This is a genomic window from Delftia sp. SD018, from assembly GCF_017355445.1.
In the GTDB taxonomy this organism is placed as follows: Bacteria; Pseudomonadota; Gammaproteobacteria; order Burkholderiales; family Burkholderiaceae_C; genus Comamonas; species Comamonas acidovorans.
Window position 1 is genome coordinate 21209 of the sequence record NZ_JADDRN010000009.1, and the last position, 20056, is coordinate 41264.

Sequence of the window (20056 nt, forward strand, 5' to 3'; positions counted from 1 at the left end):
GCGGCCCTGGCTTTTCCAGGGACGTCCCCACCCATGAATCTCTCCCCCTCGCTGCTGGTCGCTGCCTCCCTGGTCCTGATGGGCTGCTCGGCCCAACAGCAGGACACGGTGGCTGCCGCTCCAGCGCGCGCGCCAGCACCGCAGCCTGCTCCCGATCCAGCTCCCGATCCAGCTCCCGATCCAGCTCTTTTGTTCGCGGCACCCGGCGAGCCCCTGCCCCCTGGCGGCCAGACCACGGTCCACGCCACGGGCCGCAACGCCTTCTCGCTGCCCGCCGCCAACCTGGAGGATGCAGAGCGCACGCGCTTCGTCATCGGCAACTCCTTCTTCAAGCGCAACTGGGTGCAGGCGCCGGCCTCCACCACGGCGCGCGATGGCCTGGGCCCGCACTTCCTGGCGCGCTCCTGCGGCGGCTGCCATGTGCAGGACGGCCGTGCCCAGCCGCCCGACTTCCACAACCCGCTCAAGCCCCAGCCCTTCGCGGGCCTGCTCATGCGGCTGTCCATTCCGGGCGAAGGCCCGCACGGCAGCCCGGTGCCGGACCCGGTCTATGGCGACCAGTTCAACACCGAGGGCGTGCTGGGCGTCAAGGGCGAGGGCCAGCTGCGCATCCGCTATGAACTGGTGCATGGCCGCTTTGCCGACGGCACGGCCTACACGCTGGAAAAGCCGGTCTACGAGCTGGCTGCGCTCAACTACGGCCCCCTGGCTGCCAACCTGATGACCAGCCCGCGCATTGCGCCCCAGGTCATCGGCCTGGGCCTGCTGGAGCACATCCCGGAGTCCGAGATCCTGGCCAACGCTGCCGCCCAGGCGGCCCTGGGCGGCCCCATCAAGGGCCAGCCCAACTATGTCTGGGATGCCTACGGCGAACGCATGATGCTGGGCCGCTTCGGCTGGAAGGCCAACGTGGCCTCCATTGCCCACCAGACGGCTTCGGCCTTCCTGGGCGATATCGGCATCACATCGAAGCGTTTCCCGCACCAGACCTGCACGCCCGCACAAAAGGACTGCCTGGCCGCGCCCGACGGCAACGGCGCCGAGGGCGTGGAGATCGAGGACCGCGTGCTGGACGACGTGATCTTCTACCAGGCCACGCTGGCGCCGCCTGCACGGCGCAACGCCAGCGACCCGGCCGTGCGCCGTGGCGAGGCACTGTTCCACCAGGCCCAGTGCGCGCAGTGCCACCGGCCCTCGTACAAGACCGGCGGGGAGCTGTTCCCCGCGCTGTCGCCGGCACTCAGCAGCAAGGGGTTGTCGGGCCAGACCATTGCGCCCTACACCGACCTGCTGCTGCACGACATGGGCGATGCGCTGGCCGATGGCCGGCCCGACTTCAAGGCCTCAGGCCGCCAGTGGCGCACGCCGCCGCTGTGGGGCATAGGCCTGCTGCCCGATGTCAACAACCACCAGCGCCTGCTGCACGACGGCCGTGCGCGCGGCGTGCTCGAAGCCATCCTCTGGCACGGCGGCGAGGCCGAAGCCGCGCGCGAACAGGTGCGCCAGTTCAGCGCCGAAGACCGTGAAGCCCTGGTCAAATTTGTGGAGTCCCTCTGATGCAAGACATGCGCATGACCCCTCGCCAAATCCTTTGTGCCGCCGCGCTGGCGCTGCTGGCCGCCGCCCCTGTCCATGCCCAGGAAGTGGATGCCAACATGGCCATTCCCTTCTACAACACGGCCCACGCCGTGCAGGGGCTGTACGGCCAATGGTTCTCGCCCCAGGCCAAGGCCGCGCAGGCATCCGCCCAGGCGCTGAACCAGGCGCTGCGCGCGCACTGCACGGCACCTGCGGGATCGGCTGCCGCCACGCTGCAGACGGCGCGCCAGGCCTATGTGCAATCGTCGCGGCAGTGGAGCAGCCTCTCGGCCGTGGCCCTGGGGCCGCTGGTGGAGCGCCGCTCGGCACGTCTGGTGGACTTTCGCCCCATGCGCCCGGCCCTGCTCAAGAAGGCCATACAGTCGGCCCCCGCCGATCTGGCTGCCATGGAGCGCATCGGCGCACCCGCCAAGGGATACCCGGCGCTCGAGAACCTGCTGTGGACCCAGCCCGTGGAGCCGCAGACGCCGGCCTGCGCCTATGCCACCCTGGTGGCCGAGGAAATCGGCGCCGAGATGGGCATCCTCAGCAACGGCTTTGCCAAGCTCGCGGCCCAGGATTGGTCCGAGGACGGCGATGCCACCACCGAAGCCATGGCCGAGTTCATCAACCAGTGGGTGGGCGGCCTGGAGCGCCTGCGCTGGGCGGACATGGAAAAGCCTTTGCGCAGTGCAGGCAGCAAGCCCCCCGCCTGGGAGCACCTGGCCAGCGGCAGCACCGTTGAGATCTGGCGCGCGCACTGGCAGGGCCTGCGCACGCTGGCCGTGAGCGTGGACCGCAAGGTGCCCCAGCCCGGCGTGGACATCGTGCCCATCGAGTCCTACCTGCGCGGCCGTGGCCTCAACCCGCTGGCCGACCGCTGGCTCAAGGCCGTCAACGAGGCCGATGCCGGCATGCGCGCCCTGACCGAGCCGACCGCCAAGGCCGTCGATGCCGCGACCAAGCCGCTGTCGCGCCTCAAGCGCCTCATGGAAGGCGAGGTGGCGCCTGCGCTGGAAGTCAACATCGGGTTCTCGGATGCCGACGGGGATTGAGCAGGCGCTGAATCGCCGCCGCTGGCTGCAGGGCATGGGGCTGCTGGCTGCCATGCCGCTGGCAACCTCCCATGCGGCCAGGCCCTCCGGGCTGGCACGGTCGCTGGCTGCGGCCTGGATGCAGGGTGACCAGATGCGTGTCGGCATCGTGCAGGCCAGTGCGCAAGTGGACAGGCCGCTGCAGGTGCTGCAGGCCCTGGATGTGCCCACGCGCGCCCATGGCATGGCCGCGCTGCGCGACGGCTCCGTGGTCTTCGCCAGCCGCCGCCCCGGTGACTGGCTGGTGCGCCTGAAGCCGGGGCAGGCCGCCGAGGATGCGCAGTGGCAGTGGATCGAGCCCGACCGCTTCTTCAACGGCCATGTCATCGAAAGCGCCGATGGCCGCCATCTCTACACCACCGAGACCGACCTGGAAGATGCCCAGGGCCTGATCGGCGTGCGCGATGCCATCACCTTGGAGAAGATCGCCGAATGGCGCACGGGCGGCATGGACCCGCACCAGTTGCTGCTGGACGCCGACGGCACGCTGATGGTCGCCAACGGCGGCATTCCCACGCAGTCCGAAACCGGCCGGCGCAAGCTGCAGCTGGACCACATGGATTCGTCCATCGCACGGCTGCTGCCGGCCGAAGGCGGCGCCCGTGCCGGCCTGTGGAAGCTGGACGACAGCCGCCTGAGCCTGCGCCACCTGGCCTGGGGCCCGCAGGTCGCCCACGCGCCCGCGCGCCGCTGGCTGGGCATTGCGCTGCAGGCCGAGCACCGCGACACCGAAGCGCGCGCCGCCGCGCCCGTGCTGGCCCTGTTCGATGGCCACCGTTTGCATGCCGTGCCCCTGCCCGAAGGGCGCGAGCCCCTGGCCGGCTATGGCGGCGACATCGGTTGCGACGGCCAGCTCTTTGCCGTCAGCTGCCCGCGCGTGAACACCGTCACCTGGTGGCAGGTGCCCGACAGCGGCCAGGCCAGTGGCCGCTGGCTGCGCGGCGATGCCATGCCGGGCGTGTACTGCGTGGCCAATGCAAGTGTCTCGCTGGATGCCAAGGGCCGGCCCCTGCCTGCCGAGCCCGCGCTGTGGATGGGCGGCGCACGCCAGGCCCAATTGCGCCAGCGCGGCCAGGTGCTGCGCACGGTGCCGGTGCCTGGAATGGCGCTGGACAACCACTGGATCGGGTTGGAGCGCGGCAGCTAGCAGCCGGAGGCGGCGCCGCAAGCGGCGCGCTCTGGCGGAGTGCAGCGCCAACGGAAAAAGGGTCTACGTTTGCACGTAGACCCTTTTCTTTGTTTGGTGGCGCTTCACGGATTCGAACCGCGGACCTGTGGATTATGATTCCATCGCTCTAACCGACTGAGCTAAAGCGCCGTAAGACCTAAATTATATGCAAAATTTTCGGCCCGTCCGGCAAGTTGTGCAAATTTCTCGAAATTTCTTTGCGAGAGGCTTGCTGCGCCTTGCCGGAAGACGCGCATTGTAGCGCGACTTTCAGCCCGCTCAGAGATGCTTGAAGCTGGCGGGACGCTTGTTGACGAAGGCGTCCATGCCTTCCTTCTGGTCCTGGGTGGCGAACAGCGCGTGGAACAGGCGGCGCTCGAACATGACGCCGTCGGCCAGCGAGCCCTCGAAGGCGCGGTTCACCGATTCCTTGGCCGCCATGACGGCAATCTGCGAGAAGCCGCTGATGATGATGGCGGCGCCCAGCGCCTCGTCCATGAGCTTGTCGAAGGGCACGACACGGCTGACCAGGCCGGCGCGCTCGGCTTCGGTAGCGTCCATCATGCGGGCCGTGAGGGCCATGTCCATGGCCTTGGACTTGCCCACGGCGCGCGGCAGGCGCTGCGTGCCGCCGGCGCCGGGGATCACGCCCAGCTTGATTTCCGGCTGGCCGAACTTCGCGTTGTCGGCGGCGATGATGAAGTCGCACATCATGGCCAGCTCGCAGCCGCCGCCGAGGGCAAAGCCGCTGACGGCGGCGATCACGGGCTTGCGGATGGAGCGGATGGCTTCCCAGTTGCGCGTGATGTAGTCGCCCTTGTAGGCGTCGGCAAAGCTGTACTTGGCCATGGCGCCGATGTCGGCGCCAGCCGCAAAGGCTTTCTCGCTGCCGGTGATGATCATGCAGCCGATGGCCTCATCGGCATCGAAGGCCTGCAGGGCCTGGCCCAGCTCGTCCATGAGCTGGTCGTTGAGCGCGTTGAGCTGCTTGGGGCGGTTGAGCGTGATGATGCCGACCTTGTCGGCTTCGACGCGAACTTCAATCATTTCGTAGGCCAAGGGAGTCTCCTGCTGGGGTTGTCGTCGTGATCCTCAAGAATAACCGGCCGGCGGCGCGGGACGGCATGCGCCGTTCAGGGCGTGGCAGGCGCCTGCGCAGTGCCGGTGTACCCGGCCAGCCAGCGTCCAGCGGTCTCCTCGTCCGTGATTTCCAGTCCGAGATTGCTGGGGGCGGGCGCCGCCAGGGTGCCGGATGTGGCAGCTTTTGCATCGCCGTTGTCCGTTTTCTCCACCATGGCGGCGGCCTCGGACAGCAGGCCCGAGCCCCAGGGCAGGGTCAAGGCCAGGATCTGCCGGTCGCGGGCCACCCAGGCGACGATGTCCAGGGCCGTGCCTGCATAAAGCGCCACGTCGTCCAGCCGGGTGATGCGCCAGCGCGCGGGCTGTGAATCCTCGGCGCCGGTGGGCAGCTCGATGGCCAGCCATTCGTCGCCCGCCATGAAGCCTGCGCGCTCGGCCATGCTGCAGCGCAGCACGGTCTTGATGGTGATGCCCTGGCTTTCCTGCACGCGCAGGCCCAGGCGCTGGGCAGTCTGCGCCGGTTCGGCCTTGGCCTGCACGCCGTGCGCGGCCAGCAGCTCGGCCAGCGGCAGGTCGTCGGTGCCGTGCACCCATTGCGTGATCTCGGGCGCGAAGCTGCGCCTGCCCAGGTCCTGCAGCACGGCCAGCACGTCGGCCTCGCGCATGGGGCCGCCCTGGCAGCGCTGCCACAGCGCGCGCATCACGTCGTCCAGCGTGCTGCGGCCTTCGCGGCGCAGTTGCAGGTCCAGGGCCAGTGCGACCAGGCAGCCCTTGGTGTAGTAGCTGACGGTCTGGTTGGGCGTGTTCTCGTCCTGGCGGTAGTACTTGACCCAGGCGTCATAGCTGGCCTGGGCCACGGACTGCAGGTGTCGGCCCGGCGTCTGCAGCACCTGGTTGATGGTGCGCGTGACGAGCTTGAGGTACTGGGCGTTGTCGATCAGGCCGGCGCGGCGCAGCAGCAGGTCGTCGTAGTAGCTGGTGAACCCTTCGAAGAACCACAGCAGCTCGGTGTAGTTCTCCTGCCCGTAGTCGTAGCGCGCGAATTCGGCCGGGCGCAGGCGCTTGACGTTCCAGGTGTGGAAGTACTCGTGGCTGATCAGGCCGAGCAAGGTGGTGTAGCCCTCGGCGGCCTTGCGCTCGCCCACGCGCGGCAGGTCGCGCCGGCCGCAGATCAGGGCCGTGGAGTTGCGATGCTCAAGACCACCGTAGCCGTCGTCCACCACGTTGAGCATGAACACGTAGCGCTGCATGGGTGCGGGCGTGGCCTGCTCGCCCGTACCGTGCCAGAAGGCCAGCACGGTCTCGCAGATCTTGCGTGCATCGGCAATCAGGCGCGCGCCGTCGAAGCTGGGCGCGGCGCCCGCCACGACGAAGCTGTGCGGCACGCCCGCGGCCACGAAGTCGCCACGCCAGAAGCTGCCCATCTCCACGGGGCAGTCCACCAATTCGTCGTAGTGGGCGGCGCGGTACAGGCCCCAGCCGCGCGCATCGGTGTCCATGGCGTCCAGGCCGGTCGCCACCTGCCACGATGCCGTGGCGTCCGACGCAAGCAGTTGCAGCGTGTGCGGCGTGTCTTCCTGGCCGTGCACGCGCAGGCACAGGCTGGTGCCGTTGAAAAAGCCGCGGCGGCGGTCCAGCCAGGCCGTGCGGACCGAGCTGTCATAGGCGCAGAACTGGTAGTGGAGCACCAGCGGCACGCCGGCTGCGCAATCGGCCTGCCAGAGGTTCTTGCCCTGCTGGGCCAGCGCGATGGGGCGGCCGTCCTGCTCGGCAGACAGGCCCTGGAGGTTCTTGGAGAATTCCCGCACCAGATAGCTGCCGGGAATCCAGACCGGCAGCGACAGGGTCTGGCCAGCGGCCGGGCGGGCGATGTGCAGTTGCACGCTGAACAGGTGCGCGTCCACATCAAGGGCCTGCACGCGGTAGTGGATGTCCGCTGCGGCAGTGGCAGCGGCGGTGGCGGCGAGGGGAGAGGTCATTCGGGCTCCTGCAGGTGTGGCCTGGAGGCTGCCCGGGCCCGCTGCGGCGGGCTGGAGCCGGGAAGCTCCGGCCAAGGGGGGATCAGGTGGGCGGGCCCGGCGTCCATGGCGCCGGGCCCGCCCGGTGGCGGTCAGCGCGCGGCTGCGGCTGCGGCCAGGTTCTTCTCGACTTCCTGGGCGCTGATGGCGCCAGGCACGCGGGTGTTGTTGGTGAAGATGACGGTGGGCGTTCCCGTGATCTTGTACTTGCGCCCAAAGGCCAGGTTGCGCTGCACGGCCGAGGTGTCGCACTGGGCGGCGGCCGGCACCTTGTCGCGCAGCATGTGGTCGGCCCATGCACCGGCCTGGTCCTTGGCGCACCAGATGTTGCGCGACTTCTCGGCCGAGTCGGGGCTCAGGATGGGGTACAGGAACAGGTAGATGGTGACGTTGTCCACGGTCTGCAGGTCGCGCTCGAAGCGCTTGCAGTAGCCGCAGTTGGGGTCTTCGAACACGGCCATCTTGCGCTCGCCCTTGCCGTGGACGATGGTCACGGCGTCCTTGAGCGGCAGCTGCTTGAAGTCCACCGCCGTCAGCTGGTTCATGCGGTCTTCGGTGAGATTGCGGCGCGCCTTGGTGTCGATCAGCTCGCCCTGGATCAGGTAGTTGCCCTTGGCGTCCGTATAGAACAGGTCCGTGCCGATGCGCACCTCGAAGAGGCCGGACATGGGCGTGGGGCGGATTTCATCGATCTTTTCCAGCTGGGGAATGCGCTCGGTCAGCGTCTTGCGCAGGTTGGCGTCCTGGGCATGGACACCGAGGCTCCAGGTCAGGCTGGCGGCCGTCAGCAGGCAGGCGAAGAGTTTCATGGCAATGCGGTGGGTGGGCGGGGCCGCGTTCAGGCCGGCCGCGCCGTGGTTGAGGGGGATTGCGCGGCGCGGGGCGCCACGGAGCAGGGGTACGAGTCGCAAAACGGCAAAGGGTTCAACGGCACGGGATCGGCTTGGCTCCAGGCTCAGGCGCCGCTGCGCGGGTCCAGGCCCATGGCCTGGCGCGCCATCCAGTCCTTGAGCGGGCCGAAGCGCTCGAAGCCCTTCATACCCCAGTTGCGCAGCATCTGCACCGGAACCTCGGAGCGGCTGAACAGCTGCTGCAGCCCGTCCATGGCCAGGCCCATGGGCGCCAGCGCGGCCTTGCGCTCGCGTTCATAGCGGCGCAGCAGGCGCAGATCGCCGGTGCTGCGCCAGTAGCCGCGCTCCTGCAGCACGCGTGCCAGCGCCTGCACATCGCCCAGGCCCAGGTTCAGGCCCTGGCCTGCCAGCGGATGCACGTTGTGGGCGGCATCGCCCACCAGCACCCAGCTGCGGGCCGAGCGTGCATCGCCGTCGGGCATGGAGCCGCACCAGTGGTCGGCCACGGCCTGCTGCAGCGGCCAGGCCATGCGCGGTGCGCTCAGCTCCAGCCGCCCCAGCGCGCCCTGGCTGATGGCTTCCAGCCGCGAGGTGAAATCCTGTGTGTCGGCGGCCAGCCAGCCGTCGGCCAGCTCGCGGGCGATGGACCAGACCACGGCCACGCTGTGGCCTTGCGGGCCGTCCAACGGCAGCAGGGCCAGGATGCCTTCGGGCGTGAACCACTGTCGCGCCACCTGTCCGTGCGGCAGCTCGCAGTGCAGCCGGGTGGCGATGGCGTGCTGTGCATAGGGCGTGACGGCGAAGTCCACGCCGAACTCGCTGCGCGTGCGGCTGGCGCGGCCCTCGCAGATGGCCGTCAGCGGCGCGGCCACCGGCTGGTCCACCACCTCGACCATGGGCTGGTAGCGCACGGCCTCGGCCAGGCGCTGCTCCAGCGCGGGCACATCGACGATCCAGGTCAGGGCCTCGACATCCTGGCTGGCGGCGTCGAACAGCACATGGCCGTCCAGGTCGCCAAAGACTTCCATTTGCGTCACGGGCGTGGCGTGCTGGTCATCGGGCCAGCAACGCAGGCTGTCCAGCAGGCCGCGTGCGCTGGCATTGAGCGCGTAGGCGCGCACATCGGGCGCGTTGCCGGTCGGCGCGGCCACCACCAGGGCCACGCGCAGCCGTTCCCGGGCCAGCAGGAGAGCCAGGGTCCGGCCTGCAATGCCGGCCCCGCGTATACATACATCAAAGGTTTGCGCCATGGCCGGCATTGTAGGAGTCCGGGCCATGCCGGGGATTCCAACTGGCGCAAACTCCGGCTTTGGCATGACCTGCCGCAGCCTGCGTCGCCATCTGGCATATTGCCGCCCATCGCATGGCGCCATTCGCACCATGGATGGCATACACACTCCAGATTTCCCACAAAGAGCTATCCGATGTTTGACCAAGAAAGAGACGTGCAGGGTCGCATTGCCCAGTTGTGGGTATATCCCGTCAAATCCTGCGCGGGCATCGCGCTGCAAAGCAGCGGCGTCGGCGCCACCGGCCTGGCCTGGGACCGCCACTGGATGGTGGTCGATGCGCAGGGCGAATTCCTGACCCAGCGCGACCATCCGCGCATGGCCTGGATACGCCCCGAGCTGGAGGCCGGGCACCTGGTGCTGCACTTTCCCCAGCAGCCGCCGCTGCGCATCGCGCTGCAGGCCACGGGGCCGGAGCGCCGGGCGCGCGTCTGGTCGGACTGGGTGCAGGCCTGGGACATGGGCCCCGAGGCCGCCCGCTGGCTGACGCAGGCCCTGGGCACGGACTGCGCCCTGGTGCGCTTCGACCCGGCAGCGCCGCGCCGCACCAGCGAGCGCTGGACCGGGGGCGAGGCCGCACCTGTGCACTTCGCGGACGGCTATCCGCTGCTGGTACTGAGCCAGGCCGCCATCGAAGAACTCAACCAGCGCCTGCAGGCAGCCGGCCACGCCGCGGTGGACGCACGGCGCTTTCGCCCCAACATCGTGATCGAAGGCCTCGAAGCCCATGACGAGGACCGGGTCGACGGGCTCGACGTGCTCGATGCCCAGGGCCTGCGGCTGCGCATGGCCAAGCCCTGCACACGCTGCCCCATTCCCGACATCGACCCCGTCACGGCCGTGCAGGGCACCGCCGTGGGTGACGCCATCCGTACCTACCGCCAGGACGACCGTGTCGATGGCGCCATCACCTTCGGCATGAATGCCGTGCTGGAAGGCCTGCACGACGGGGCCGAACTGGTCGTTGGCCAGTCCGTGGCCGGCGACTGGCAGTTCGCCTGAAACGACAGGAAATGCCCGGTTGACTAAAATACGGGGTTTGTCCCCAGAATCCCTGTAGAAAGCCCTGCCATGAGCCTCAAATGCGGCATCGTGGGCCTGCCCAATGTGGGCAAGTCCACTCTCTTCAACGCGCTGACGAAGGCCGGCATCGCCGCCGAGAACTATCCCTTCTGCACCATCGAGCCGAACACCGGCGTGGTGGAAGTGCCCGATCCGCGCCTGCAGAAGCTGGCCGACATCATCACGCCCGAGCGCATCGTGCCGGCCATCGTCGAATTCGTGGACATCGCGGGCCTGGTGGCCGGTGCCTCCAAGGGTGAAGGCCTGGGCAACCAGTTCCTGGCCCACATCCGCGAGACCGACGCCATCGTCAACGTGGTGCGCTGCTTCGAAGACCCGAACGTCATCCACGTGGCCAACAAGGTGGACCCCATCGCCGACATCGAGGTCATCCAGACCGAGCTGTGCCTGGCCGACCTGGCCACCGTCGAGAAGGCGCTGAACCGCTACAGCAAGGCCGCCAAGTCGGGCAACGACAAGGAAGCCGCCAAGGTGGTGGCGCTGCTGACCCCCATCCAGGCTGCCCTGGACCAGGGCAAGCCCGCACGCACGGTGCCCGTCTCCAAGGAAGATGCGCCCCTGCTCAAGCAGTTCTGCCTGATCACCGCCAAGCCCGCCATGTTCGTGGGCAACGTCAGCGAAGACGGCTTCGAGAACAACCCGCTGCTCGACAGCCTCAAGGCCTATGCCGAGGCACAAGGCGCTCCCGTCGTGGCCATCTGCGCCAAGATCGAGGCTGAAATGGCCGAGATGAGCGACGAGGACCGCGACATGTTCCTGCAGGAACTGGGCCTGGAAGAACCCGGCCTGAACCGCCTGATCCGCGCCGGCTTCGGCCTGCTGGGCCTGCAGACCTACTTCACGGCCGGCGTCAAGGAAGTGCGCGCCTGGACCATCAAGGTCGGCGACACCGCCCCCCAGGCCGCAGGCGTCATCCACGGCGACTTCGAGCGCGGCTTCATCCGTGCCCAGACCATCGCCTTTGACGACTTCATCGCCTTCAAGGGCGAGCAAGGCGCCAAGGACGCGGGCAAGATGCGCGCCGAAGGCAAGGAATATGTCGTCAAGGATGGCGATGTGATGAACTTCCTGTTCAACGTCTGAGGCGGCACATGCTGCAGCGGGGCTGCTAAAGCAGCTCTCGCGCTTCTCGGAAAAACCGCGCTTTGCGCGGTTTTTTCTTGCCAGAAACGTTCATTCCCACGCGCTGAGCTGCCATGGACAATGGCGCCTTTCCAATCAATCGGGAAAGAGAGTCCGTGCAATGGAACGCCCGCATTTCAGATTCCACCCCGGCGCCTATGAAACTGTCTTCGAGCAAGAGGACGGTGTGTGCTCATGCTGCGGAAAGAGGCGCAGCCTCAAGTACGAAGGCCCGTTCTACAGCCAGCAAAGCCCCGACTACCTGTGTCCCTGGTGCATTGCCAGCGGGCAGGCTTGCGAGACATACGACGGCGAACTTGTGGGATATACCGATATCGAAGGCGTGTCTCCTGATCCGGCCGACCCCGAGCCCACCATCGCCAGGGAACTGCTGCTGGAAATAGCGCAGCGCACGCCCGGCTACAGGGCCTGGCAGCAGCCTGTGTGGCTCACGCACTGCAACGCACCCTGTGTCTTCCTGGGTCACGCCGACAGGCAGGCCGTCGAGCCTTTCCTCGCTGAAGTCCTGCCCGACATCGAAGGCAGCTACAGGAACGATGCGCAGTGGATGCTGGAGCGCATGTCCACGGACGGCATGATTTCCGGCTGCCTTTTCCGATGCGTGCATTGCGGCCGGCATCGGCTGCATATGGACGTGGGATGAATCCAATGACCACCTACGCCAATCTCTCCATCCAGACCGGCATTGCGCTGCCGCCGCTGTTGAGCGACCTCCTGGCATCGGGAAAGACGGTCTACGGTCCGGATTGGGCGGATACCTGGCGCCAGCGCTGCCTGCAGGACCCGCCCTTGTTCATGAGTTGGCAGGACTTCGAATGGATAGATGCCGAAGCCAGCCGGGAAATCATCGAGGGCTGGCTTCATCCTGGCGCACAGAACGGCCGGAGCTTTCTGCCATTCGCCCAGTCGGGCGCCGGCGATGCCTGGTGCCTGACGCCGCTGGACACGCATGGCGTGGGCGTGGCGCTGGTGTTGCACGATGACGAGGCCAGCAGTCTTTCGCACGCCTGCTTCGATGACTTTGTCTGTGCGGGATTTCTGCAGGCCTTTGCGGACCTGAGCGATCAACTGGATGACTTCTCGCAGCCGGAGGCTTTGCAATTGTTGCGGGCCGATGTCGCACAGACCACGCGCTTCATGACGCAGGAGTTGGGTGACTATCTGCAGGATTTCTGCCGGCGTCCCTTGGAGATCAGGCCTTGGCGCGATGGGCCCCGGGCGCGTGTTCGCCAGGTGGCTTCATTGATTTCACAGGATGAACTGGCGGCCGAACTGGACCGGCTGCCTGCCGTGGACCTTTCCTTTCCCGTCGTGGCGCGCTGGGAAGTGCGTTCGGTGGAGGAGGGAGACGCGCGGCACGGCCCTGCGCCAGAGCCCGCAAAGATCGACTGGCGCACCCTTGCCGCCGACCCCCTGCAGAAGATGGCGGCCATCAGGGCCTGTCAGAGCGAGCATGGCTGCAGCCTGGGACAGGCCAAGGCCATGGTGGACCAGTACATCGGAAGCTTGGACCGCCATGCCTGAACGCGGGCAAACCCACCCCGCCAACCGACCGCCCCGACCTCGAGCGTGAACTGGGATGCAGGGATGATCAAACGGCCAGGCCTCCAGGCCACGGGTCAGTGGATCTATGAGTCCGTTCAGACCGATTCGCCGAAATACCCGCGCGTGTACCCCAGGGCCTTCGAGAGTTGCGCGGCGGCGTCGATGACGCGCGGCGCCATCTCCTTCATGCGGGCCACGCTCAGGCGGTCCAGCGGTCCCGAAATGCCGATGGCGGCCACGGGACGCTCGAAGGCGTCGTAAACGGCTGCGGCCAGGCCGCCAACGCCTTCGCGCCATTCCCCGCGATTGACCGCATATCCGACGCGAAGCGCCTTGGCGCATTCGGCCTTCAGAAGCTCCTTGCTCACGATCGTGTTTGGCGTGAACCTCGGCAAAGGGTCAGGTAGCCGGTCAAGGTACTGCGCGGGCTGCGCCGCCAGCAGGGCCTTGCCCGTGGCCACGGCATAGGCGGGAGCGCGGCCACCGATCATCGAGTAGGCGCGTATGGGCTGGACGCTGTCTATCTTGTCCACGTAGATGACATCCTGCCCTTCAAGCACCGACAGATGGACCGTCTCCGCGCTTTCCTCGGCCAGTACCGCCATGAAAGAGGGGGCGATCTTGCGCAGGTCGAGCTGTCCCAGCTGGCGCACGCCCAGTGCATACATCTTGGTCGTGCTGCGAAAGCCCCCGCCTGCCGGGTCGCGCTCCACGTATCCGGCGTGGATGAGGGTCTGCAGTGTCCTGTGCGCATTGCTTCGGGTGAGGCCCACGCGGGCCGCCACGTCGTCGATGACGCGTGCCTCGCCCTGCATCTCGGCAATGGCCTCCAGCACTGCCAGGCCCTTGAGTAGCGTTTTGTCCATGCAATGAATCCCAAATGTTGGGATGAGCTTAGCACGCATGGCGTCGCTCACGGCCCGGACAGCATCTTTGCGAGCCCGCTCGCGCGGTGCTCGGGGATCAGATGGGGCAGGTTCGCTCGGCCCGAGTTTCCGATGCGCACAACTCCTGGACCAGTCGGCCGGCCACTCCCCGTGCGAGCCGTGCGTTGACATCCATGGAGTTGGTCCAGAAGTAGGTTCCTGCCGCCATGGTGCCCAGCACGCTGATGTCCGCATTGATGCTGCCGTCGGACCGCATCAGATTTCCGGTCGCGAAATCCACGCACAAGCCGCCGAAGCGGTGAGGGCAGGCCTCGCCCCGGTCCAGCAGGTTGCGCAGCAATGGCAGGTCCGAGTGCCTGGCGTCCGCGGAAAAGCTCGTGGCATTGATGACCACGTCCGCTTGCAGCTCGGCCCTGTCCCGGGCCTGAATGCGGAACCGGTGGTGCTGGCCGGGGACCGGGGCTACAGACTGCAGGCCCGGCATCACCTGCAGGCGCCCCGCACGAAGCAGTGCCTGCAGCCTGCGTGCATTCTCGATGGGGAAGGTCACGCGGCGAGCCATCCAGATGCTGCGCAGCGTGGCGTCGAAGCGCTCGCGCCCGGCGTCGTCGAGCTGCTGCCAGATGGCGTCCACGACGGCGTTGAGCGCATTGCCCAGCGACTGCCATTGCCGTGGACGCGATGAGGACAGCGTGATTTCCTCTTGCAGGTAGTTCGTGGCTGGGGGCGGTGCAGCCTGCAGGTCCAGGAGTTCGTCGAACGCTATGCCCTGGTGCGCCAGTTCGTCTGCGAGCAGACCCATTGCCTCTCGCAGTGTCAGGCGGCGGCCTTGGGCGACCCCTTCGGCAAGGGTGGCCACAAGGCGCGGACTCAGTGTGACGGGCTGGTTCTTCAGGCCCCTGACCGACGGAAGCCTGCCGTTGCGGGACATGCAGTACATCGGCCCCGTGTGGCCGGCTTCGGCAAGCGCCACCACGGCGTCGATGGCGCTCAGGCTCGTGCCCAGCACGCATACCGTCGCATCGCGGGGGATGCCACAGGCCAGTGCCCGGACCGGGTACGGGCTGTCGAAGTAGCCGGCGTGGCCGCGCAGGTCCTCGAACGCGGCCGAGCTCAGGTTGCCGATGGCGAGGATCACCCGTTGCGCGATGTGCTCTGCCTGCTGTGTCACGAGCCGGTAGCCGGCCGGTGGGTCTGCCCTGACATCGTGCACGGCCTCCCGGACGTGGCGGATGTCTACGCCCAACGTAGCCCCCGTGGCACAGGTTTCGCGGTAGACATCTTCCAGATAGCGGCCGAAAAGCGGGCGCGGCAGAAACGAGTCGTGCGTGATCTGCTCGCCCTGGAAATGGGTGATTGCCTGGCGGTGGAGCCAGCGCAGAAAGTGTTGCCGGTCATCTTCGGCGACGGACATGCTGCCGGCCGTGACGTTCAGAAGATTGGTGGGTGCGTCGTCGGCATAGGCCGCTCCACGGCCGACGGCAGGGGCCGGCTCGAAGACCAGCACCTGCAGCCGAGGGAGGGCGCTTTGTGCCTGCACTCGCGCACGCACCAGATGGAACAGGAAGGATGTGGCCACGGAGCCGCCTCCCACGACGGCAATTCGCATGCTTTGCATGAGGGTGCCGTTGCGTTCACTGCACCTGGGCAGTCTTTTGAACCTGGCCCCACTTGGCCAGCTCGGCCTCGATGAGCCGGGTGGTGTGTTCGGGACTGCTTGCGTAGGCATCGGCGCCCTGCTTTTGCAGCGTCTGGCGTACTTCGCGCATCTTTGCGATCTCCTGCATGGCCTTCGAGAGCTGGGCCACGATGGCCGGTGGTGTGGCCTTGGGCGCGAGCAGCCCGTAGTAGGTCGTGACTTCGAAATCCGGGAAGCCCGATTCCTTGAGCGTGGGCACGTCGGGCAGCATGTCGCTGCGCCTGGCGCTGGTCACGGCCAGGATGCGCAGCTTGCCACTGCCGATCTGCGAGGCCAGTGCCGGCAGCGTCTCGAAGACCAGGTCGATCTGGCCACCCAGCAGATCGGCGACAGCGGGCGCGCTTCCCTTGTAGGGGATGTGCACCAGCTTCATGCCGGCCGCCTGCTGGAAGTACTCCCCCGTCATGTGCTGGGTGGAACCATTGCCCGCGGAACCATAGGTCAGGCCTTTGCCGCCGGCCTTGCCGAGCTTGACCAGCTCGGCCACGGAATGGGCGGGCAGGTCGCTGCGCACCGCGATGGCCAGAGGCACCGAGCTGCCCATGGAGACGCCGGTCAATGCCGTCATCAGGTCGTAGGGAGGCTTTTGCGCGGGGATGACCGCGTGGATGGCCAGGCTGCCAATCGCTCCGAACAACAGGCTGTAGCCGTCGCCGGCGCTGTTGGCCACGGCCGTGGCGCCGATTTCGCCTCCGGCGCCTGCCCGGTTTTCGATGACGAAGGGCTGGCCCAGCCATTGACCCAGGTACTGCGCATAGACGCGTGCCGTGATGTCGGTCGCGCCGCCGGGCGGGTAGGGCGTGACGACGCGCACGGGCTTTGCCGGCCATTGCTGTGCGAGCAACGGCCCCGAGCAGGCCATGCCTGCGATGCCTGCCAGGATTTGGCGTCTGTGAATCATCTTTTGTCTCCTTTTGCCCTTGTGGTCGATGGGTTTCTGATCGCTGTCGGCTTGAATTCATTTCTTTGTTTATTCCCAAAAATTAGGATTGATGTCTCATAATTTGTTGACATCATGGGCGCCGCTGGTAGGATTTGTCAACGCGGCAACACCTTGGCGATAACCCCAGCCAACCGCACACGCCGACCACGCCGACCACGCCCCTCGTTTTTGGAGACAACATGAGCCATCAACTGCCGCTGGACGGCATCAAAGTGATCGAGATCTGCAACGTGGCGGCTGGGCCTTTTTGTGGAATGCTCCTGGCGGACCTGGGGGCCGAGCTGATCAAGGTGGAGAACCCGCAAGGCGGTGACACCCTGCGCAGCTGGCCACCCATCAGTGACGGTTACAGCGAGAACTTCGCCTCGCTCAATCGCAACAAGAAGTCGGTCACCCTCAACCTCAAGGAGGCCGGCGATGTGCAACTGCTGCGCGAGCTGGTCCGGGGTGCCGATGTGCTCATCGAGAACAATCGCCCCGGTGTCATGGACCGCCTGGGGCTGGGCTACAAGGACCTGCAGGCCCTGAACCGGCGCCTGGTCTACTGCTCCATCTCGGCCTACGGACAGTCGGGGCCGCGGTCCGGGGAAGGCGGGTTCGATCTCACCGTCCAGGCCATGAGCGGCATCATGAGCATCACCGGGGAGGAGGGCAGCGCTCCCGTGAAGTGCGGCGTGCCGCTGGCCGATTTCTCCGCGGGCCTGTATGCCGCTTTCTCCATTGCGGCGGCATTGCGTGCGGCGCAGGCCAGCGGACAGGGTGTACATCTGGATGTGCCAATGCTGGGCGCCACGCTGGGTATCGCGGCGCTACAGACATCGGAGTACTTCGGCAGCGGGCGTGACCCGCGCGCGCTGGGCTCGGCCCATCCCCGCAACGCGCCGTACCGCGTCTTTCGCTCGTCCGATGGCTACTTCGGCATGGCCGCCGGCAACAACGCGCTGTGGCGTTCGGTCTGCGAAGTGGTCGGCAAGATGGCGCTGCTGGATGATGCCCGTTTCCTGACGCCGACGCTGCGTGCCCAGCACCAGGATGCTCTGCTGGAGATCCTCGAAGAGGAGTTCGTGCGAGCCGACACGGCGACCTGGCTGCAGCGCTTTCGCGACGCGGGGGTGCCCTGCGCGCCCATCAATCGGTACTCGGAGGTGCTCGCCGACCCGCAGGTCGAGCACATGCAGTGGGTGCAACCGCTGGAGCTGCCCAACGGCGTGAAGACCAGGACCTTTGTCTCGCCCGTCCGCTTCGATGACCGCACGCTGGCGGTGCGGCTGCGGCCGCCTTCGCTGGGCGAGCACAACGAGCAGGTGCTGGGTCCGCTGCGCGATGGCGCAAAGGAGACGGTATGAGCGGCGTCCTGGATATCCAGGTCAGCGGCCACCGCTGGACTTTCACCCTCAACCGCCCCGACAAGCTCAATGCCCTCAACGCGGAGCTGGTCGACGCACTGCTGGAGGGGGTACGGCATGCCCATGCCCAGGGGGCTCGCCTGCTGGTCCTGCGCGGCGCTGGAAAGAGCCTGTGCGCCGGCTTCGATCTGTCCGACCTGGAGGCACAGAGCGAAGGCGATCTCGTCCTGCGCTTCATCCGCATCGAACAGCTGCTTCAGGCGCTTGCAACGTCGCCGGCATACACCGTCGCCCTGGCGCATGGCAAGGTGTACGGGGCTGGCGTCGACCTGTTCGCCGCATGCCGCCGGCGTATTGCCAGCGCACAGGGCATGTTCCGCATGCCCGGCCTGAAGTTCGGCCTGGTGCTCGGAACCCGGCGCTTCGCCGACCTGGTGGGAACGCAGAAGGCCTTGGACATCCTCGGCGCAAGCCGGCCGTTTTCCACGGACGAGGCCGTGCAGATGGGATTCGTCCAGCAGGTCCTGGCCCAGGAGGATTGGCCGGGCGTGGTGCAGGAATGCGAAGCGCTGGTCGTTGAACTCGAGGACGAGGCCCGGGCCTCGCTGTATCGCGCGCTCGATACGGTACAGGCGGATGCCGACCTGGCGCATCTGGTGCGTTCCGCCGCGCGGCCAGGGTTGAAAGACCGGCTGCGCAAGTATCTGGGCCAGTAGTGGAGCAATTTTCACAAGGACCAACCCATGCCTTCTGGATTCGTCGGAAAAAACAAATGTGTTCCCCTGCAGGAACTCGTCTCGCGCGTACCGGACGGGGCCTCCCTGGCCATCGGCGGGAGCTTTCTTCACCGTGGCCCGTTCGCCTTCGTGCGCGAACTGATCCGCCAGGGCAGGACCGGCCTTGAAATCATCAAGCAGTCTCCCGGCTACGACATCGACATTCTTTGCCGGGCCGGGGCCGTCAGAAAGGTGCGGGCCGGCATCGTCGCGATGGAGGGTAACTTCGGCCTGGCGCCCTGGTACCGCCGGGCCGTCGAGCGCCAGGAAGTCGTTCTCGAAGAGCATGCCTGCGCGAGCCTGACCGCCGGGCTGCGCGCGGCGGCGTACGGCATCCCCTTTCAGCCGTGCGCGGGCTTGCACGGAAGCGACCTGCCCGCCTTGAACGGCTGGGTGAGCCTGCCGGACCCGTACTCGGATCGCGCACCGGTGTACGCCATCCCGGCCATCGAGCCGGACTATGCGGTGCTGCTTGCCTCGGAGATCGACCGGCAGGGGAACGTGCGCATTGCGGGCACGCCGCATTGGGACCGCATCATGAGCCGTGCCTCACGCAGTGTGCTGGTGGTGGCGGAAAAGCTGGTGGACACGCAGGTATTCCAGGACAACCCGGAGTCCACCGTCGTGCCGTATTTCATGGTCGAAGCCTTCTCCGTCGTCCCCGGCGGCGCCTGGCCAGGCTCATGCTGGCCCAGCTATCCGATCGACTACCCCGCGGTCGAAAGCTATCTGGCCGAGGGCGACGAAGCCCTGGCCGCGCACCTGGCGAAAGCGCCCGAGGCAGCAACACAGGAGAAGGCACGATGAGCGCGAACTGGTCCGGTTTTTCATACATCGCCATCAACCTGGCCCGGTTCATCCGGCCCGGCGAGATCACGTTCAGCGGCGTCAATTCGACACTGCCCATGCTGGCCTGCCTGCTGGCCAAAAAGACGCTGGATGAGGACTTCATCTACATCAACGTCGCGGGCGGCGTGGACCCCGAGCCGTCCAGCGTCCCGCTGTCGAGCTCGGACCCCGTGCTCGCGCAGCGCAGCGCGTCCATCTTCGCCAACGAGGACTTCTACGACCTGTGCTGCCGCGGGCGCATGGATTTGACGTTTCTTGGCGCGGCGCAGATCGACGGCGAGGGGTGCGCCAACAACTCGGCGATCGGCGACTGGCACAGGCCCAAGGTGCGCCTTCCCGGTGGAGGCGGCGGCGCCGTCATGCTTCCCACCGCCTTGCGCGCGTGCACCTGGCGTACCGAGCATTCGACGCGCACCCTGGTGAACAAGCTCGACTTTCGCACCTCGTGGGGAGGCTTTCATGGAGTGGTCACTCCGATCGCGACCTTCATCAAGCGCGACGGACGCCTGGCGCTGGATTCATGGCACCCGCAGGCATCCCTCGAAGAAGTGCGCGAGCGCACGGGTTTCGAGTTTGACGCCAGCACGGCGCATCCCACCGACCCGCCAACGCAGCGCGAGCTCCAGGCCCTGGCCTCGCTGGACCCTGACGGGCAGTTCGAGCGCGATGCACGCGTGAGCCTGCGCTGAGCCGCACCGGACAGGAGC

18 protein-coding genes and 1 tRNA gene are annotated in these 20056 nt (G+C 67.1%); 11 read left to right on the forward strand and 8 right to left on the reverse strand.

The annotated features are described in order from the left end of the window. The first annotated feature begins 33 nt into the window (after positions 1-33). The 3 genes from INR38_RS11090 to INR38_RS11100 are packed head-to-tail and all read left to right on the forward strand — an operon-like array spanning position 34 to position 3819. Complete coding sequence (locus tag INR38_RS11090) at positions 34-1557, forward strand: di-heme oxidoredictase family protein (RefSeq protein WP_207443393.1); 1524 nt, start codon at positions 34-36, stop codon at positions 1555-1557. Beyond that, complete coding sequence (locus INR38_RS11095) at positions 1557-2633, forward strand: imelysin family protein (protein WP_207443392.1); 1077 nt, start codon at positions 1557-1559, stop codon at positions 2631-2633. The genes INR38_RS11090 and INR38_RS11095 overlap by 1 nt, the downstream gene beginning before the upstream one ends. Continuing rightward, positions 2617-3819: a DUF1513 domain-containing protein gene (locus tag INR38_RS11100; RefSeq protein ID WP_207443391.1), complete on the forward strand. Its 1203-nt coding sequence runs from the start codon at positions 2617-2619 to the stop codon at positions 3817-3819. Before INR38_RS11095 ends, INR38_RS11100 begins: the two co-directional genes overlap by 17 nt. 94 nt (positions 3820-3913) lie before the next feature. Here INR38_RS11100 and INR38_RS11105 read toward each other — a convergent pair. From INR38_RS11105 to INR38_RS11125, 5 genes are all read right to left on the reverse strand, one after another. Then, positions 3914-3990: transfer RNA gene (locus tag INR38_RS11105), tRNA-Met, on the reverse strand. A gap of 129 nt (positions 3991-4119) precedes the next feature. Beyond that, the gene (locus INR38_RS11110; protein WP_012203459.1) at positions 4120-4899 is read right to left on the reverse strand and encodes an enoyl-CoA hydratase; all 780 of its coding nucleotides are present in this window, start codon (positions 4897-4899) and stop codon (positions 4120-4122) included. Between the two features lie 74 nt (positions 4900-4973). After that, on the reverse strand, positions 4974-6899 hold the full coding sequence (locus INR38_RS11115) for a M61 family metallopeptidase (RefSeq protein ID WP_207443390.1): 1926 nt from the start codon (positions 6897-6899) through the stop codon (positions 4974-4976). A 131-nt stretch (positions 6900-7030) separates the two neighbouring features. Continuing rightward, positions 7031-7747, reverse strand: coding sequence for a DsbC family protein (locus tag INR38_RS11120; protein WP_034390564.1), 717 nt, complete (start codon positions 7745-7747; stop codon positions 7031-7033). Between the two features lie 146 nt (positions 7748-7893). Then, a complete protein-coding gene (locus tag INR38_RS11125; RefSeq protein ID WP_207443389.1) occupies positions 7894-9039 on the reverse strand; it encodes an FAD-dependent monooxygenase in 1146 nt (381 codons plus the stop codon). 174 nt (positions 9040-9213) lie between these two features. Here INR38_RS11125 and INR38_RS11130 point away from each other — a divergent pair, with 174 nt between their 5' ends. The 4 genes from INR38_RS11130 to INR38_RS11145 all read left to right on the forward strand — a co-directional run bounded on the left by INR38_RS11130 (position 9214) and on the right by INR38_RS11145 (position 12828). Then, a complete protein-coding gene (locus INR38_RS11130; RefSeq protein ID WP_207443388.1) occupies positions 9214-10080 on the forward strand; it encodes an MOSC N-terminal beta barrel domain-containing protein in 867 nt (288 codons plus the stop codon). Positions 10081-10149: 69 nt separating this feature from the next. Continuing rightward, positions 10150-11244: a redox-regulated ATPase YchF gene (gene ychF / locus INR38_RS11135; protein ID WP_012203464.1), complete on the forward strand. Its 1095-nt coding sequence runs from the start codon at positions 10150-10152 to the stop codon at positions 11242-11244. 160 nt (positions 11245-11404) lie between these two features. Further along, the gene (locus INR38_RS11140; protein ID WP_207443387.1) at positions 11405-11947 is read left to right on the forward strand and encodes a CbrC family protein; all 543 of its coding nucleotides are present in this window, start codon (positions 11405-11407) and stop codon (positions 11945-11947) included. Then, positions 11944-12828, forward strand: a complete 885-nt coding sequence (locus tag INR38_RS11145) for an SMI1/KNR4 family protein (protein ID WP_207443399.1) — start codon at positions 11944-11946, stop codon at positions 12826-12828. Before INR38_RS11140 ends, INR38_RS11145 begins: the two co-directional genes overlap by 4 nt. A 116-nt stretch (positions 12829-12944) precedes the next feature. On the opposite strand, the gene INR38_RS11150 is transcribed toward INR38_RS11145, so the two are convergent. The 3 genes from INR38_RS11150 to INR38_RS11160 all read right to left on the reverse strand — a co-directional run bounded on the left by INR38_RS11150 (position 12945) and on the right by INR38_RS11160 (position 16336). Continuing rightward, positions 12945-13715, reverse strand: coding sequence for an IclR family transcriptional regulator (locus INR38_RS11150; RefSeq protein WP_065347416.1), 771 nt, complete (start codon positions 13713-13715; stop codon positions 12945-12947). A gap of 97 nt (positions 13716-13812) precedes the next feature. Then, complete coding sequence (locus INR38_RS11155) at positions 13813-15465, reverse strand: FAD/NAD(P)-binding protein (RefSeq protein ID WP_347566756.1); 1653 nt, start codon at positions 15463-15465, stop codon at positions 13813-13815. Then, a complete protein-coding gene (locus INR38_RS11160) occupies positions 15371-16336 on the reverse strand; it encodes a tripartite tricarboxylate transporter substrate binding protein (protein ID WP_207443385.1) in 966 nt (321 codons plus the stop codon). Before INR38_RS11160 ends, INR38_RS11155 begins: the two co-directional genes overlap by 95 nt. A 221-nt stretch (positions 16337-16557) precedes the next feature. On the opposite strand from INR38_RS11160, the gene INR38_RS11165 reads away from it, so the two are divergent. The 4 genes from INR38_RS11165 to INR38_RS11180 are packed head-to-tail and all read left to right on the forward strand — an operon-like array spanning position 16558 to position 20038. Then, positions 16558-17724 (forward strand): CoA transferase, encoded by a 1167-nt coding sequence (locus tag INR38_RS11165; RefSeq protein WP_207443384.1) that lies wholly within the window; start codon positions 16558-16560, stop codon positions 17722-17724. Continuing rightward, positions 17721-18440 carry an enoyl-CoA hydratase/isomerase family protein gene (locus INR38_RS11170; protein WP_063327185.1) on the forward strand — a complete coding sequence of 240 codons (720 nt, stop codon included), beginning with the start codon at positions 17721-17723 and terminating at the stop codon, positions 18438-18440. The genes INR38_RS11165 and INR38_RS11170 overlap by 4 nt, the downstream gene beginning before the upstream one ends. A gap of 27 nt (positions 18441-18467) precedes the next feature. Continuing rightward, entirely contained in the window at positions 18468-19307 is an 840-nt protein-coding gene (locus tag INR38_RS11175; protein WP_065347412.1) for a CoA-transferase, read from the forward strand. Continuing rightward, the gene (locus tag INR38_RS11180) at positions 19304-20038 is read left to right on the forward strand and encodes a CoA-transferase (RefSeq protein WP_063327183.1); all 735 of its coding nucleotides are present in this window, start codon (positions 19304-19306) and stop codon (positions 20036-20038) included. Before INR38_RS11175 ends, INR38_RS11180 begins: the two co-directional genes overlap by 4 nt. The last annotated feature ends 18 nt before the right edge of the window (positions 20039-20056 follow it).